This window comes from Acinetobacter sp. Q85-2 (genome assembly GCF_013420555.1).
In the GTDB taxonomy this organism is placed as follows: Bacteria; Pseudomonadota; Gammaproteobacteria; order Pseudomonadales; family Moraxellaceae; genus Acinetobacter; species Acinetobacter indicus.
This window is the reverse complement of record NZ_VOXW01000001.1, coordinates 267,489-283,265: the sequence shown is the minus strand read 5'-3', so window position 1 is coordinate 283,265 and position 15,777 is coordinate 267,489. Positions and strand designations below refer to the sequence as shown.

The 15,777-nt window shown below is 46.9% G+C and carries 14 protein-coding genes, 3 tRNA genes and 1 pseudogene; 11 read left to right on the top strand and 7 right to left on the bottom strand.

What is annotated here, in order from left to right; all coding sequences use genetic code 11:
* Positions 1-586 (top strand): transposase (locus FTT68_RS01395; protein WP_180175118.1); only part of this gene is annotated, 586 nt, incomplete at its 5' end.
* A 62-nt stretch (positions 587-648) separates the two neighbouring features.
* Here FTT68_RS01395 and FTT68_RS01390 read toward each other — a convergent pair.
* On the bottom strand, positions 649-1,827 hold the full coding sequence (locus FTT68_RS01390; protein ID WP_005176504.1) for a trypsin-like peptidase domain-containing protein: 1,179 nt from the start codon (positions 1,825-1,827) through the stop codon (positions 649-651).
* Positions 1,828-1,997: 170 nt separating this feature from the next.
* Here FTT68_RS01390 and FTT68_RS01385 point away from each other — a divergent pair, with 170 nt between their 5' ends.
* The 6 genes from FTT68_RS01385 (at position 1,998) to FTT68_RS01360 (ending at position 4,676) form a co-directional block, all read left to right on the top strand.
* Positions 1,998-2,756, top strand: a complete 759-nt coding sequence (locus FTT68_RS01385) for a Nif3-like dinuclear metal center hexameric protein (RefSeq protein WP_005176501.1) — start codon at positions 1,998-2,000, stop codon at positions 2,754-2,756.
* 151 nt (positions 2,757-2,907) lie between these two features.
* Positions 2,908-3,534, top strand: a complete 627-nt coding sequence (locus FTT68_RS01380) for a superoxide dismutase (protein ID WP_005176500.1) — start codon at positions 2,908-2,910, stop codon at positions 3,532-3,534.
* 146 nt (positions 3,535-3,680) lie between these two features.
* A tRNA-Asn gene (locus tag FTT68_RS01375) sits at positions 3,681-3,756 on the top strand.
* 5 nt (positions 3,757-3,761) lie between these two features.
* Positions 3,762-3,837 (top strand) — tRNA-Asn (locus FTT68_RS01370).
* A gap of 263 nt (positions 3,838-4,100) precedes the next feature.
* Positions 4,101-4,176: transfer RNA gene (locus FTT68_RS01365), tRNA-Asn, on the top strand.
* Between the two features lie 56 nt (positions 4,177-4,232).
* A complete protein-coding gene (locus FTT68_RS01360; RefSeq protein WP_005176498.1) occupies positions 4,233-4,676 on the top strand; it encodes a DUF2726 domain-containing protein in 444 nt (147 codons plus the stop codon).
* Here the strand turns inward: FTT68_RS01360 and FTT68_RS01355 are convergent, their stop codons facing one another.
* Positions 4,677-4,955: a hypothetical protein gene (locus FTT68_RS01355; RefSeq protein WP_168397327.1), complete on the bottom strand. Its 279-nt coding sequence runs from the start codon at positions 4,953-4,955 to the stop codon at positions 4,677-4,679.
* Between the two features lie 167 nt (positions 4,956-5,122).
* Positions 5,123-6,865, bottom strand: coding sequence for an FAD-dependent monooxygenase (locus FTT68_RS01350; protein ID WP_075167159.1), 1,743 nt, complete (start codon positions 6,863-6,865; stop codon positions 5,123-5,125).
* Positions 6,866-7,078: 213 nt separating this feature from the next.
* Between FTT68_RS01350 and FTT68_RS01345 the strand changes: the two genes are divergently transcribed.
* Complete coding sequence (locus tag FTT68_RS01345; protein WP_016659982.1) at positions 7,079-7,972, top strand: LysR family transcriptional regulator; 894 nt, start codon at positions 7,079-7,081, stop codon at positions 7,970-7,972.
* Positions 7,973-8,018: 46 nt separating this feature from the next.
* Here FTT68_RS01345 and FTT68_RS01340 read toward each other — a convergent pair.
* The 4 genes and pseudogenes from FTT68_RS01340 to glnA form a co-directional block, all read right to left on the bottom strand.
* Positions 8,019-9,251 (bottom strand): annotated as a pseudogene (locus tag FTT68_RS01340) (alpha/beta hydrolase family protein).
* Between the two features lie 127 nt (positions 9,252-9,378).
* The gene (ubiA, locus tag FTT68_RS01335; protein WP_104488826.1) at positions 9,379-10,257 is read right to left on the bottom strand and encodes a 4-hydroxybenzoate octaprenyltransferase; all 879 of its coding nucleotides are present in this window, start codon (positions 10,255-10,257) and stop codon (positions 9,379-9,381) included.
* Positions 10,258-10,265: 8 nt separating this feature from the next.
* Positions 10,266-10,775, bottom strand: a complete 510-nt coding sequence (locus FTT68_RS01330; RefSeq protein WP_016659978.1) for a chorismate lyase — start codon at positions 10,773-10,775, stop codon at positions 10,266-10,268.
* Positions 10,776-10,957: 182 nt separating this feature from the next.
* Positions 10,958-12,373: a type I glutamate--ammonia ligase gene (gene glnA, locus FTT68_RS01325; RefSeq protein WP_171065055.1), complete on the bottom strand. Its 1,416-nt coding sequence runs from the start codon at positions 12,371-12,373 to the stop codon at positions 10,958-10,960.
* A gap of 809 nt (positions 12,374-13,182) precedes the next feature.
* Between glnA and FTT68_RS01320 the strand changes: the two genes are divergently transcribed.
* Genes FTT68_RS01320 through trpC form a run of 3 tightly spaced genes read left to right on the top strand, consistent with a single transcriptional unit; the run spans position 13,183 to position 15,657 of the window.
* Positions 13,183-13,767, top strand: a complete 585-nt coding sequence (locus tag FTT68_RS01320) for an aminodeoxychorismate/anthranilate synthase component II (protein ID WP_218952640.1) — start codon at positions 13,183-13,185, stop codon at positions 13,765-13,767.
* A gap of 19 nt (positions 13,768-13,786) precedes the next feature.
* Entirely contained in the window at positions 13,787-14,833 is a 1,047-nt protein-coding gene (gene trpD, locus FTT68_RS01315) for an anthranilate phosphoribosyltransferase (protein ID WP_016659977.1), read from the top strand.
* A gap of 17 nt (positions 14,834-14,850) precedes the next feature.
* Entirely contained in the window at positions 14,851-15,657 is an 807-nt protein-coding gene (gene trpC, locus FTT68_RS01310; RefSeq protein ID WP_005176475.1) for an indole-3-glycerol phosphate synthase TrpC, read from the top strand.
* Positions 15,658-15,777: the final 120 nt, after the last annotated feature.

The following is a 15,777-nucleotide window of genomic DNA, read 5'->3' as shown; positions in this document are numbered from 1 at the left end:
TAAACGGAATTCCCCACATGATTTTCATATCAGGATGCCAATATCAGCAAGAGCCAAAAAACTTAATCCAGCATTAGGAGATTACTGGGAAGCACGTTTAATTGAAGTTGAGCAGGCAGGAAAAATCAGACGTTACATTACTTCATTATTAGATTCAAAGACATACCCACTTATAGCCTTGGCAAAGTTATATGCTCAACGTTGGGAGATAGAGATGTGTTACCGAGAAATTAAAAGCAATTTACACGAAGGTAAGCACTTAAGGAGCAAACAGCCAGACTTAATTTATCAAGAATTATGGGGTGTCTTGATTGCTTATAATGTTCTAAGAAGACAAATGAAATATATGGCTCAACGAGCTAAAGTAAGTCCTTTGAGAATTAGTTTTCATATTGCATCTATTGCCCTTCTTAATTTACTCAGATTCGACTCTTTGGCTTCTGCAGGTAATCTACCCAAACATCTGGAAAGTTTAATGGAGAAATCTAATCGGTATGTTATACCTGAGAGAAGAGTGAGGAGTTATCCAAGGGTTGTAAAAGGAAAACCTCAAAAATACCCAAGAAAAAGCCAGTCAATCTCTTAACTGACTGGCATTAGCCCGGTTGGACGCTTTTTCATGTTTAATTTACAGCGCGTACTGCGAGCTTATTCTGGTAATGGAATAAACTGTTTATCACTGTTTTGCACTTTACGCTCACCAACCACCACTTGCAGCTCTAAAGACTGTTCTTCACGTTCAATCAGGATATTCACCGGCTGGTTCGGTTGCTGCAGCGCCACATAATTAATCAGGTGTGATGTTGAGCTAATCTCTTCATCATTCACTTTCAGGATTTTATCGCCACGGCGAATACCGGCTTTGGCCGCAGGACCATTGGCCAAGACATCTGCCACCACCACGCCACTTTGTTTTGGCTCCAGAATATTCTGTTGCTGTACCGGCAATAAGCTAATACCTAACCAGCCACGTACCACGCGACCATCTTTTAAAATCGAGTTCAGTACCTGCTGACAGACCTGTGCCGGAATAGCAAAGCCAATGCCCAAAGAACCGCCCGATTGCGAGAAAATTGCGGTATTAACCCCAATTAAGTTCCCGGCCACATCAATTAGCGCACCGCCGGAATTCCCCGGGTTAATGGCAGCATCAGTCTGAATAAAGTCTTCATAGGTATTAATGCCTAAATCCGAACGACCGGTCGCGGAAATAATCCCCTGAGTGACGGTTTGGCCTACCCCAAACGGGTTACCAATCGCCAGCACCACATCACCGACTTCATTGCCACTGAGTTTAAATGGTAAAACCGGTAACTGATCCAGCTCAATTTTAATTACCGCCAAGTCGGTATCCGGATCGGTGCCGACCACTTTTGCCTCGGCACGACGGCCATCATGCAAGGCCACCACAATCTGATCGGCCTGGGCAATCACATGGTTATTCGTCAAAATGTAACCATCGGCACGTACAATCACCCCGGAACCGAGGCTGTTTTCATTAGGTCCCTGGCGATATTGTTCCGGTAACTGATCACCAAAAAATTCACGGAATGCCGGATCATTAAACAAAGGATGATTAGGCTGCTTGATTTTCTGGGTGGTAAAAATATTGACCACGGCCGGTGCTGCTACTTTTACGGCAGCACTATAAGACACCACCCCGCCAGTACGGGTGGTATCAATCAGCGGTTCTACTTTTTCAGCAGGCATTTTCACCCCATCCGGGGCAACGGGAGCTTTCGGTTTTTGAAACTGTTGCCAGCCCAAAAAGCCAATAATCACAATAATAAGTAACACCCAAGGTAACCATGTAAAGGTCCGGCGCACAGCTCTATCCTCTAAAATTTTTTAATTCATTGATGACTAAGTAATTTATGACCTATTGTAAAGCGAAATACATAAGGAAACATAAAAATCACTAAAGAGTTTTGTGCTGCTTTAGTTACAATTCAAAATATGTTTTGATGACAACAAAATTTAAGGCTTTTGAGAGATTTATGGCTAAGCTGCATGACCTGATCCGCTGGTGTGATCAAACCTTAAAATCAGCCGAGTTTAAAGACTATGCCCCGAACGGCTTGCAAATTGAAGGCAAGCCGGAAGTCAAAAAAATTCTGTGTGCGGTAACTGCATCACAAGATGCAATTGAAGCCGCCATTGCCGAGCAGGCCGATGTGCTGCTGGTGCATCATGGCTATTTCTGGAAAGGTGAACCCTACCCGATTACCGGAATGCGCGGTAAACGCATTAAAAGCCTAATCCAGCATGATATTTCACTGGTAGGTTATCATTTACCGCTCGATTCACATCCTGAACTGGGCAATAATGCGGCCATTGCTGATATTTTGGGACTGGAGCAACTAGAAGCACTGGACCCGAGTGAACGTCATCCAATTGGCAATATTGGCTATTTAAAACAGGCCATGTCACCAGAAGCGTTTAAAGCCCTGTTAAGTGAAAAACTGGGGTTTGATACCATTCATTTACCGGCCAATCCAACCGAAATCCGCAAAGTCGGTTTCTGTACCGGCGGCGCGCAGGATTATATTCATAAAGCCGCAGCGCAAGACTGTGATGCCTATATTTCTGGCGAAGTGTCAGAACGTACCTTTTATGAAGCCAAAGAACTGGGCGTCCATTATTATGCCTGTGGCCATCACGCGACTGAACGCTACGGTGTACAGCGTTTGGGACAGGCGCTGGCACGCGAATTTAATCTCGAATATGTCTATTTCGAATTGAATAATCCGATTTAAAACTTGGGAGATGAATTGAGGCTGGCTTATACGTATAAATTAAGGATTTATTGTGTAATGTTATTTATAAGCAATGCGCAATTTTGTTGAATAATCTATTACAATAAGCCGACTTAAACTCAAAACCCAGCATAAGCAAGGAATTGAAAACATGACAACGATTACTTTACCAGCATTACCATATGGTTACGAAGATCTTGCGCCGCACATCAGCAAAGAGACTTTAGAATTTCACCATGACAAGCACCACAACACCTATGTTGTGAACCTGAACAACCTGATCGCAGGTACTGAGCTTGAAGGTAAAACTTTAGAAGAAATCATCAAGGCAAGTGCTGGCGATGCTTCTAAAGCAGGTATTTTCAACAATGCTGCACAAGTATGGAACCACACATTCTACTGGAACTGTATGGCGAAAAACGGTGGTGGTAAACCTACTGGTGCAATTGCAGCGAAAATTGATGAAGCTTTTGGTTCATACGAAAAATTTGCTGAAGAATTTGCAACTGCTGCTGCAACTCAATTCGGTTCAGGTTGGGCATGGTTAGTGGCTGACGACGTAAACGGCAAACTGTCAATCATGAAAACTTCAAATGCAGATACGCCAATGGCGCACGGCAAAATTGCAGTATTAACGATTGACGTTTGGGAACACGCTTACTACATCGACTTCCGTAACGCACGTCCTAAGTACATCTCGACTTTCCTTGAAAGCCTGGTGAACTGGGATTATGCCAACGCGAAACTTGCAGGCCAACCAGCTGGCGTAGAAAAATAATTTTATTTTTCTGTGTAAAAAATCACCCTTTAAGGGTGATTTTTTTATTTTTAGGGAATAACTGCATAAATCTAAGGCAAATGATTCATTTGTTTAAATAATCTGGTTGACGACCGGCGCATTCCTCCCTAAAATGCGCATCAGATTCTCCAATAGCTCAGTCGGTAGAGCGACGGACTGTTAATCCGCAGGTCCCTGGTTCGAGCCCAGGTTGGAGAGCCATCTAATCTCCCATAGCTCAGTCGGTAGAGCGACGGACTGTTAATCCGCAGGTCCCTGGTTCGAGCCCAGGTGGGAGAGCCAAGATTCTAAAAACCCACTCCAGTTGAGTGGGTTTTTTTATGGCGTTTAGATTGGGGGATTCAATGAGAATCATCATCCTAAAATAGCCCCTACCTGTACCACGGCACCCTGCCCGTCATAGACCAGTAAAAGCCACACACCAAGCTTTCTGCTTCCAAACGCCTTCATTCGTTTATTTTTAATTCAGTTAAACTGAAAAACTACATTTTTTCAGGCCGCGGACTTGACCACCTGCCCTTTGCCGCCTAGAATGCGTTTCAGATTCTCCCATAGCTCAGTCGGTAGAGCGACGGACTGTTAATCCGCAGGTCCCTGGTTCGAGCCCAGGTGGGAGAGCCAAGATTCTAAAAACCCACTCCATTTGAGTGGGTTTTTTCTTTATACAAGTATGTGTTGTGTTCAATAGCGCTCAGTCGACTTTCTTCTTTATTGGCTGCCTGGCCACACTGGTGCTGATGCTGCTGGTGGCAGCCTCCTATTTGCGCCCCAAACAGAAATATTTTCCGAAAAAAGTCATTACCCCGTTTGAAGCCAAGATGTTTGCCCGCTTAAAGCAGGCTTTTCCCGAACATCATATTCTGGCTCAAGTTGCTTTTAGTGCGTTAATTACCAATAGTAACTACAAGATCCGTTCCCGCTTTAATCGCAAGGTCACCGATTTTGTTTTGCTGGATCAGCAGATGAATGTGGTGATTATTATTGAACTGGATGATCCCACTCATATTGGCAAAGAAAGCGAAGATGCCGAGCGGGATGCCATGTTGCTTGAGGCGGGCTATCAGGTGATCCGATACACGGAGATTCCGAGTATCAGACAATTGCAGCAGGATATTCTTTAATTAAGGCGCTACAGCTTCAGAAGCTGCTGGTTTCGCATTGGCCTGTTGTTGAGCTTGTTGCTGCGCCTGCTGTTGTTCAGCCGCTTCACGCGCTTTAATCCGCGCAATCATCTCTGCCTGCTGCTGTTTATATTTTTCCTGATTTTTCGCATCGCTGTTGACAGCCAGAAACGCCATACTGACCAGAAAAACAGGAATCAGCAGACCTAAACTGGCCAACAGAATAATCTTTTTGGTATTGAGTGGCTGATTCGGTCGTTGCTGTTCAGGCGCGGTCATGAGAGAGTCCTCTGTCAGATGCATCAAAATGACGCTCAATATAACAAAATCATTTTCGAGGACAAAGCCTCTGTTGATGTTTGCTTGAACCTGAAGATACAACACAGCCGCCTGTACGGCTACAGACGGCTGCGTTACAGATCACGTCAGACTGCTCATCTACCCGATTAGAGGTTCAGCTGAATCTCGCCAAAAACCTGAGTTAAACAGGCCAGATGATCAAAGCCTTGTTCTGGTGTGTCCTGCATCCGCCAAGCCACATAGCCATCCGGACGTACCAGCACGGCACCGGCATCGGCAATTTCCGATTTTTGCTGCCAGGTGGCATAGACATCGCGATGTTCACGTGAACCAATCTGAATCACATCCAGATAGTCCAGCTTTAACCGGGCCGCTGCCGCTTTCCATGCTGCACCCGATAAACCGGTCAGTAGCGTAAAGCGCCCTTTACCGACAATATCCAGGGTGGAATGTTTATAGCCCTGCGCATCAATCAGCCAGGTATGCGGTAGTTTGGCACCCGGACGTGTGGTGGCTTGCAAATACAGCTGCGGGTCCTGTACAAAGATTTCTTCATCTGTTTCTGCCAGCACGGCATTGGACAGATAACGCTGGTTTAGCTCCACCCCTTGAGCATTAAACTCATAATGTTTAATCGCCAGCGCCTGATACAGCTTTTCCCGAATCTCGGCCGCTTCCGGTGTTTCCGCAAAAATCCGCTGCAACATCTCGGCCTGGGTCTGCACGCCCTGATCAAAACCAAATACTGCTTTTAAGTGCTTATAGTCAAAACGGGACTGGTTGGCACGCGCCACAATCTGCTTGCCCACCGGCGCCCGTTCATCACTATAAGAGTCCAGTAGCGCTGGCTTGGCCCAGCCTTTAAGCACATAAGCCAGCTTCCAGCCCAGGTTAAACGCATCCTGCATACAGGTGTTGGAACCTAAACCACTCGATGGCGGATGACGATGTACCGCATCGCCACCACAGAACACACGCCCCACCGAATACTGGGTGGCCCAGGTCTGATTGACATACCAGTAAGATACTTTTTCAATTTCGACCTGCTGCACCTCTTCACCCACAAAGGTGTTCAGTCGCGCCCGAACCTGGGCTTCGGTGACTTGCGGCTCGCCTTTGCTGATATCAAAGCCCCAGCCCATAATCCATTCATTCCAGGGCTGAATGGCACGTAGCAATCCCATGCCCAAGTCACCAAAACTGGCTTCCGGATTCACAATCCATTGTAAAATGGCCGGACGATGCGCCACGTATTTGGACAGGTCGGCTTTAAAAGTGACGTACACGGTTCCGGCACGCGCCATCACTCCTTCTAAGGGCAGCTTCAACTCTTCGACAATTTTCGAACGCGCCCCATCCATACCAATTAAATATTTGGCTCGCAGGCTAAATTCAGTTTGGGTCACCCGATTCAGGAAGGTCGCGGTTACGCCGTGCTCATCCTGAGTATGTGATAAATATTCGGTATTGAAGTTATAAATCGCACCGCGTTCGGCCGCATTCTTGACCAGCAGTGCTTCCATTTTCGGCTGGATCAGATCGACAAAGGGACATGGACTGCCTTTGATGTAATCGCCATGACGTTCATCGCCCGTGCCCCAGCAGCTCATCCGGGCAATTTCTTCCCCGACCAGACTGGTGGTGAGTAAACTTTCGCCCATCTGCTGCCACGGCGTGGCAATGGCTTTGACCTGCTCTTCAATGCCCAAGTCACGCAGAACTTCCATCGCACGCTGATTGGTAATATGCGCACGCGGACTGTTGGCCAGCCAGTTAAACTGGGTAAACAGCTGTACCCTGATGCCATAACTGGCCAAGGCCAGCCCTAAAGTAGAACCCGCCGGCCCCGTACCAATCACCAGCACATCAGTATCATAGTGTGTAGACATTCCGGACTCCTTTCACCGCTGTATCTGTTGCAGAATATTTGTATGCAGTGTAATCCGCTCCATCCAGCCCGCCTATTTCTATGCGTATAAACGATAGTGCTATTGGTTTTAGCTCTAGTCAGCTGCTGGATAAAACACATCGGCTGATGTGAAATGCAGTTCAGACTGTGTTGGGTTACACTAGGGCGATGATCTGCACGGTGGATGAAAGTCATGGAATTACGGCATTTACGCTATTTTGCAGCGGTGGCAGAAGAACAGAGTTTTACCAAAGCAGCCGATAAACTCTTTACCGCCCAGCCCTCTTTAAGCCAGCAGATTAAGGATTTAGAAGAAGAAGTCGGGGTTCGTTTGCTGGATCGCTCCGCGCGGCAGATTCAACTAACCGATGAAGGCCGGGCCTTTTTACCTTATGCCTTGCAAGCGATTGAAAATGCCAAACTTGCAATTGCCGCAGCGCGTCAGGTGGCGCATCAGAAAAACAACCAGATTCATATTGGCTTATTGAACGTGGCCGAGCTGAAAGTGCTGCCGCTGATGCTAGAACGCTTAAAACAGGCCATTCCCAATCTGCAGATTCATATCCAGAGCCTGACCTGTCTGGAGCAGATTCAGCGCCTGAAAAATGCTGAGCTGGATTTAAGCCTGACCCGCTATGCCATTCAGCAGGATGATTTTGTCGATCTTCCCATTTTGTCAGAGAAAATCTATCTGGTGTCAGGGCAAAAATCTGCACCGACCAAGTCGCGGATGAGTGCTGAAGCCTTGCTGCAACAGCGGCTGATTATGTGCGAGCAAACCGCTTCTCCGGTGTTTTATGAACAGGTCACCCGGCAGGTGCCGATTGAACAGATGCCGGCCGAGCAGTTACTCTGGGTCACCAATGTATTGCAGCATATTAATCTGATTAATCTAGGGATGGGCTACAGTTTTGTGCCGGAATATCTGCTGCGCTTTCTGAATGAGCATGTGGCGATCATTGAAACCGATTTTGAAGTTCAGCCGCTCCATCTATATGCCAATTACCGTAAAAATAACCATAATCTGGCACTGCAGCTCATTACTCAGGAACTGGCCAAACTCGAAATCTCGGTCACTGAGAGCTGATCAGCCCCGATCTTCCGGACTGATCAGCGAGTTTTTCAGGAGGACATTATTGCGCAGGCATGTGGGTTTGAATAAAGCGCACCAGCTCGGCATTTCTCTGCACAATGGCCTGGGTATGCGAGGCACCCGGGACCAATTCATATTCAACCGTCGTCCCCATTTCTCTTAAGTTATCTACCAGTGCCGTGGTGACAGCTGCCGGTACAGCAGTATCTGCCTCACCCTGAATCACCATAATCGGTTTATCCAGCTTTTTGGTGGCCGGCTGGTTAATGGCCAGGAACTGCTTAATGGTTGCATTGTCCTGGAAATTTGCCGTCAGTCCCGGATAATCAGCCACAGCAAGATCACTATTTTCAGTAAAGGCATCTATATCTTCTCTAAAGGACTGCATCAGCTCGTCCAGACATTGGCCATTTTCACCATTGTTGCCTTCGGCTTCTGGCACAATATCCTGCGATTCCGGCTGGAAGATGCTGAGGTAATTAAAGTCCGGTTCATAGGCTTTAATGCCGACCGCGACATAGGCAGCATAGGCCATCAGTTCTGCATAGACATTACGGGCCGTTCCAACCGGATACAGACCAACACTCTCTGCCAGCTCCAGATCATGAATGGCCGCCGGCGCGACTTCCGCAATGATATAACCCAGACTCGAAGCCGGTGCTGCTGCCACTGCACCTTTATAATTGGCATCCTGATTGGCAAATTCCGCAGTACCTAAAGAGGCATGACCACCCTGTGACTGCCCCACCGACATCCAGGCACCATGCATGTGTGCACCCAGATCTTCTTTTAAGGCGCGTACTGAATAAATAGCAGACTGGGCCGCACTTTCTAAATGTAAATACGGATGAATGCCCGGCGTGCCCAGCTCTTCATAATCTGGCGCGACAATCACATAGCCTGCGGCCAGTAAACTTTCCGCCATGGCCTTAAAACGCGGATTTAAACTGTTGCGACTCGGTGCACAATGATCAGCAATGCCCACTGTTCCATGTTCCTAGACCACCACACGCCAGCCATCTACCGGACGAGGTGTGGACGGATAAAATACCATGGCGGTAGCTTCTGCTTTCTGGTCACGTACATTTGGCATGTTATAGGTCATGACCCGGATGACCGCACCCTCAATACCATCTTGGGTATAGGCAGCATCAGATACAAAAGTTTTGTCACGGATAAAGTTAAAGTCATTATCATCGCCACCACATGCTGTAAATAACAGCGCCGAGGAGCAGGTTACCGCCAATAACAGTTTTTTAAATGTCGTTGTCATCTTGAATTCCTCTTTATCTTCTTGTTGTTAAGTACTCAGCCTGAGTTCTTTGAGTTAAGCATAAAAAAAAAGCATCCTGCTCGGATGCTTTGTTGGCTTTTTGCAAGATCAGACCAAATGCATAAACCTAGAGAAGTGCAAGAAAAATTCCGGCAAAAATCATCAGCCCAACCCAACGGTTATGCCGAAAAGCCCAGAAACATTGCTGCGGATTGCGGTCTTTGGTTTTGTGCCATTGATAGATAAAATCCAGTGCCACCGCAGCCAGTGCCACCAGACCAAATGGCATGAACAGATTTTCGATCCACAACGCCGCGCCAATCAGGAGCAGACTGATCAGCTGCAAGGCAGAAATAATCTCAATATCATAACGGCCAAATAAAATGGCGGTCGATTTCACCCCAATTTTGAGATCATATTCGCGGTCAGTAATCGCATATTGAGTGTCATAGGCCACAGTCCAGGCCAGGTTGCCAAAGTACAATAACCAGCAGGTTAAATCCGGGGTTGCACCCACCGCGGTATAGGCCATAGGAATAGACCATGAAAATGCGGCGCCCAGAAATACCTGCGGTAAATGAGTATAGCGTTTCATAAACGGGTAGATAAAAGCCAGAAATAACGCCCCAAACGACCAGTAAAAGGTTTCAAGCGGCAAGAACAACAACAGGCAGGCACTGGCAGCAACCAGCACCAGAAACACCATCACCGCTTCTTTAGCGCTAATGATGCCGGTGGCCAAAGGACGGGTTTTGGTGCGCTCAACATGGGCATCGACTTTACGGTCGGCAAAGTCATTAATGGCACAGCCTGCCGCACGCATAAAGATCACACCCAGAATCATTGGAATCAGCACACCTATGGTCGGTGTTCCCTGAGCAGCAATCCATAAGGCCCACATGGTTGGCCAGAACACCAGTTCGGTGCCAATCGGCTTATCAAAACGGCATAAATAGTAATAGGCTTCCAAGCGCTCACGCCAGGTAATTGAATGTGCAGTTGCCATGACTGTCCTTAACCACGTTGCTGTTGAAAAGAAGAATGTAGAAATTGCTCAAAGCTGGGCAAGAAACTTTCTTGCACAATAAATTTACAGCCATGCCAAGTATAGCAGCTCTGTCTGGTCCAGCCTTCGGGCAATAAAATCACCCGGCGCTCACAGGCCGGATTGGTACGTTGAAACAAAAACCGGCCAATCGGCTTTTTACCAATATGCTTGAACAGGCGTGCTTTTTTTTGCAGGCTTAAAATCGGAAAAATACTTTTGGCTTGAACCCAGGGCTGCTCTTCACAGCCATATAAATAGCTTTCCCGCACCCAGGAGGTATGCTGATGCGGCATGCCCAGCCATTTGGCATCTTCAAAGCTCAGGCGCTGGAAACTTTCGCGCAGTGGCTGTACCTGAAACTGGCCACCGGCCAGATCGGTTAATTGTTGTGTCAGAGAGCCCGGTGCATACAGCCATGTCTTCAATCCTGCAGGAATGGTCTGATCCTGAAATTGACAGGTCTGTTGGCCGCGCATCACTTATTCCCCTTTTATCGCTTGGCCTAGTGTAACTGAAATCTGTTACTAAACCATGGGCTTTTCAGCCAAAAAGCGCAAATGTCATATTCACTATCAATCTACCTCACCTAAATGAATATGAAGGCCATAAAAAAATCCGCGACAAGCGCGGATTTTCTGAGCATGAATCTGAGGTCAAATTACAGGCTGTAGTACATGTCTAATTCAACTGGGTGAGTAGTCGTGTTCAGACGACGAACTTCTTCAGTTTTCAGCTCGATATAAGCATCGAGCATTTCTTTTGTAAACACGCCACCTTTTAACAGGTAGTCATGGTCAGCGGCCAGTGCTTCCAGCGCCATTTCAAGGCTGTGAGCAACGGTTGGAATTTTTGCTTCTTCTTCCGGTGGAAGATCGTACAGGTTCTTGTCCGCCGCTTCACCTGGGTGAATCTTGTTCTGGATACCGTCAATACCCGCCATTAACAGTGCCGCGAAACCTAAGTACGGGTTCATCATTGGATCTGGGAAACGTGCTTCAATACGTTTGCCTTTCGGGCTAGACACGTAAGGAATACGGATAGAAGCAGAACGGTTACGCGCTGAGTAAGCCAGCATAATCGGTGCTTCGAAGTGCGGAACCAGACGCTTGTACGAGTTAGTCGAAGGGTTAGTAATCGCATTCAATGAACGGGCATGCTTGATGATACCGCCAATGAAGTACAGTGCCATTTCAGACAGACCAGCGTATTCATCACCCGCGAACAGGTTTTTGCCGTCTTTAGAGATCGACATATGCACGTGCATACCTGAACCGTTATCGCCTACCATTGGTTTAGGCATAAACGTCGCAGTTTTCGCGTATTGGTGCGCTACGTTCCACACCGCATATTTGAACTGTTGCACTTCGTCAGCTTTACGCACCATGGTGTTGAAGCTCACACCAATCTCTAACTGGCAAGATGCAACTTCGTGGTGATGTACTTCTACACGACCTGGGCCCATGATCTCTTCGATTTTTGCACACATATCTGCACGCATATCGTGGTGAGAATCAACTGGAGGAACCGGGAAGTAACCGCCTTTAACGCGTGGACGGTGGCCAGAGTTACCAGACTCGTAGTCTTTACCTGTAGACCAAGCCGCTTCTTCAGCAATTAAAGTGTGGCGTGCGCCAGACATATCGATGTCCCATTTCACTTCGTCAAATACGAAGAATTCTGGTTCTGGGCCAAAGAATGCAGTATCACCAATACCGGTAGACTTTAAGTAATCTTCTGCACGGCGAGCAATCGAGCGTGGGTCACGTTCATAACCCTGACCTGTAGATGGTTCGATGACATCACAAGTCACGACAACTGTTGGTTCCGCAAAGAATGGGTCGATGAAACCAGTTTCAGCGTCTGGACGTAAAATCATGTCAGATGCTTCAATGCCTTTCCAACCAGCAATTGAAGAACCATCAAACATTTTACCGTCTTCGAAGGTATCTTCATCGATACTGTCTGCAGGGTAAGTTACGTGCTGCTCTTTACCCTTAGTATCAGTAAAGCGGAAATCGACCCATTTTGCACCACTTTCTTGTATGAGTTGAAGGACCTTGTTCGCCATGCTCATTTTGCTCCAATGATATTTTGTTGCACACCCAAGTGCGTGTTAGTAGTTGGCAGTTATTAAGCAATTACCGTACCAACTTTTAAAAGCAAAGTTAAAATATTGAATTTCTTATGAGAAATTAAGATTTAGGGATTTTGCTTTGTGCCTATTATACTAGGGCTATACTGAAATGCACCATATTCAAGCACTCTTTGCGATTTTTCCTGCAAAAGATTTCTCGTGTGTATCAAAATAGTGCAAATAATCAGGTTTCATTTTAACACAGCTTAATAATACTGCTGTTTATTTCGCCAATTTCGCGCTTCATGCAATTTTTCTAATGAATTTCAGACTGGATTAATTGAGTGATTTATAGATAAAAACTCTTTTTTCCAGTAAAAATCAGATTTTCATTTATTTCTGCTTATTTTTTCTTCAAGTGCTTTTCTGTGCGCTTTTCGCAAGTCGTGCTCAGCTAAATTTTTATGCCCATTTTAAAATGCGCCATTTTGGTGAATCTGCGTCATTATGCATCATTTTAGGGGTTTGGCAGCAAGAGGGGTCAACATCACAGCGGACACGTAAAAGCCACAAGCTGAATGCAGCTCAGCCATAAACTTAAAAGATTTCATCTGTATAAAAGCTATTCTGCTTGAAAATGTTCAGCCGCACATGTTTATTTTTTGCTATGATGATTTGCACTGCGTTTTCCCCGCATTTTTTCGCTCGAAAAATAGCCGTGTTGTGACCTCCCTCCACTTTGGAAAACCAGGCATTTCAGGGAATTCTTCAAGCACAGTCAGGTGCATAAATTTTGACAGGTTAAGCTCATGCTTTTGATGATCGATAATTACGACAGCTTTACTTACAACATCGTCCAGTATTTTGGCGAGTTAAATCAAGAAGTTAAAGTCGTTCGCAATGACAGCGTCACATTAGAAGATATTGAGCGATGGCAACCGAAGTATTTGGTGATTGGTCCCGGTCCGTGCTCACCATCTGAAGCAGGCATTTCCATTCCAGCAATTCAACATTTTGCCGGCAAAATCCCGTTATTGGGCGTATGTCTGGGCCATCAGAGTATTGGTCAGGCCTTTGGCGGCAACATTGTACGGGCCAAAAAAGTGATGCACGGCCGTTTATCGGATATGTATCACAGCGATCAGGGTATTTTCAGCAATTTGCCCTCCCCGTTTTCTGCGACCCGTTACCACTCGCTGGTGATTGATCAGGCGACCTTACCAGAATGTCTGGAAGTCACCTGCTGGACCAATGAAGCCGATGGTTCCATGGAAGAAATTATGGGCGTGAAACATAAGACATTGCCGGTCGAAGGCGTACAGTTCCACCCGGAATCCATTTTGAGCCAGCATGGCCACAAAATCTTCCAGAATTTTTTAGAAATTTATGCCTAATTTGCACAAAGTGAACACCATGAATATTCAACAAGCTTTAAATCATATTACAAAACAGATTCACCTGACTCAGCCACAAATGGAAGATGTGATGCGTGCCATCATGTCGGGCGAAGCCACCGATGCGCAAATTGGCGCCCTGATGATGGGCCTGCGCCTGAAAGGTGAAAGCATTGATGAAATTACCGCAGCCGCGCGCGTGATGCGCGAGTTCGCGATTAAAATTGACGTTAGCGATATTCCGTATCTGGTCGATATTGTCGGTACCGGCGGTGATGGCCAGAACCTGTTTAACGTATCGACGGCATCCAGCTTTGTGATTGCAGCCGCTGGCGCCACCATTGCCAAACATGGTAACCGCGGCGTATCGACCAAATCTGGTTCCTCTGACCTGCTGGAACAGGCTGGAATTAACCTAGACTTAAACATGCAGCAAACTGAACGCTGTATCCGCGATATGGGCGTAGGTTTCCTGTTTGCGCCGAACCATCATAAAGCCATGAAATATGCAGTTGGCCCACGTAAAGAACTGGGTATTCGCAGTATTTTTAACCTGCTCGGCCCGCTTACGAATCCGGCCGGAGTTAAACGTTTTGTGATTGGCGTATTCTCCAGCGAACTCTGCCGCCCGATTGCTGAAGTGATGAACCAGCTGGGTGCTGAACACGTGCTGGTGGTGCATTCACGTGATGGTCTGGATGAAATCAGTCTGGCATCTGCCACGACCGTAGCAGAACTGAAAGATGGGGAAATCACCGAATGGACCATTACTCCAGAAGAAGTGGGCATTGAATCGCAAACCCTCACCGGTCTGGTGGTGGAAAACTCGGCAGAAAGTCTGGCCCTGATTAAAGATGCACTTGGCAAAAATAAATCTGAACGCGGTGAAAAAGCGGCCAACATGATTGCCCTGAATGCCGGCGCCGGGATTTATGTGTCTGGTCTGACCAAAACCTATCAACAGGGTGTGGCACTGGCGCATGACATTATTTATGGCGGTCAGGCACTGGAAAAAATGGGCGTACTGGCCGAATTTACCAAAACCTTAAAACAGTACGAAGCTTAAGACGGCAGGATAAAATCATGGTGGATATCGCAAATACCATTTTAGGTAAAATTGTTGATCGCAAACAGGAAGAGTTTGCTGCACGTCTGAAACAGCGCAGTCTGAATGATCTGGAACAACTGGCCCAGGCCGCCACACCGGTGCGCGGTTTTGCCCAAAGCTTGAAAAGCAAACGTCCGGGCGTGATTGCAGAAATAAAAAAGGCCTCGCCATCTAAAGGGATTATTCGTGAAAACTTTAATCCGGCTGAAATTGCCCAGCAATATGAAGCTGCCGGTGCTGCCTGTCTGTCTGTACTGACCGATGTCGATTTTTTCCAGGGCGCTGATGAAAATATCGCGCTGGCCCGCAACCATTGCAGCCTGCCTGCACTGCGGAAAGACTTCCTGATTGATCCTTATGGTGTGGTTGAAGCTCGTGCGCTACATGCCGACTGTATCTTGCTGATTGTAGCCTGCCTGTCAGACCAGCAACTGGAAGAAATGTCGAAAACCGCATTTGAACACAATCTGGATGTACTGGTTGAGGTGCATGACGAAGAAGAGCTGGAACGCGCTTTGCGTTTAAGTGATCGCTGTCTGCTTGGCGTGAACAACCGTAATTTAAAAACCTTTGATGTGGATTTAAACACCTCATTGCGTCTGAAAAAATTACTCGATCCAGCACGTTTACTGGTAACCGAAAGCGGTATTGCCACCCCGGCAGATGTCAAGATGATGCAGGAGCATGACATTCATGCCTTCCTGGTCGGTGAAAGCTTTATGAAACAACCGTGTCCGGATCAGGCCTTTAGCGAGCTGTTTGGTACGCCGCAAAAGGTCTAAGTCTTGGTGCAGTTCAGGAGGCAGGTTTATCCTGAACTGTGCGATTGCACTGCCCTACTTTCATAGGGCGGTCATCTTCCTATATCGCCCCATCTTAACATCTCTCATTTCAAGCCAGAT

What these genes read in the sequence shown, in the direction of transcription:
- glnA (WP_171065055.1), bottom strand. Translation starts at nt 12,373, where the DNA reads ATGAGCATGGCGAACAAGGTCCTTCAACTCATACAAGAAAGTGGTGCA.
- ubiA (WP_104488826.1), bottom strand. Translation starts at nt 10,257, where the DNA reads ATGGCAACTGCACATTCAATTACCTGGCGTGAGCGCTTGGAAGCCTAT.
- FTT68_RS01320 (WP_218952640.1), top strand. Translation starts at nt 13,183, where the DNA reads ATGCTTTTGATGATCGATAATTACGACAGCTTTACTTACAACATCGTC.
- trpC (WP_005176475.1), top strand. Translation starts at nt 14,851, where the DNA reads ATGGTGGATATCGCAAATACCATTTTAGGTAAAATTGTTGATCGCAAA.
- FTT68_RS01380 (WP_005176500.1), top strand. Translation starts at nt 2,908, where the DNA reads ATGACAACGATTACTTTACCAGCATTACCATATGGTTACGAAGATCTT.
- FTT68_RS01350 (WP_075167159.1), bottom strand. Translation starts at nt 6,865, where the DNA reads ATGTCTACACACTATGATACTGATGTGCTGGTGATTGGTACGGGGCCG.
- FTT68_RS01355 (WP_168397327.1), bottom strand. Translation starts at nt 4,955, where the DNA reads ATGACCGCGCCTGAACAGCAACGACCGAATCAGCCACTCAATACCAAA.
- FTT68_RS01345 (WP_016659982.1), top strand. Translation starts at nt 7,079, where the DNA reads ATGGAATTACGGCATTTACGCTATTTTGCAGCGGTGGCAGAAGAACAG.
- FTT68_RS01385 (WP_005176501.1), top strand. Translation starts at nt 1,998, where the DNA reads ATGGCTAAGCTGCATGACCTGATCCGCTGGTGTGATCAAACCTTAAAA.
- FTT68_RS01330 (WP_016659978.1), bottom strand. Translation starts at nt 10,775, where the DNA reads ATGCGCGGCCAACAGACCTGTCAATTTCAGGATCAGACCATTCCTGCA.
- trpD (WP_016659977.1), top strand. Translation starts at nt 13,787, where the DNA reads ATGAATATTCAACAAGCTTTAAATCATATTACAAAACAGATTCACCTG.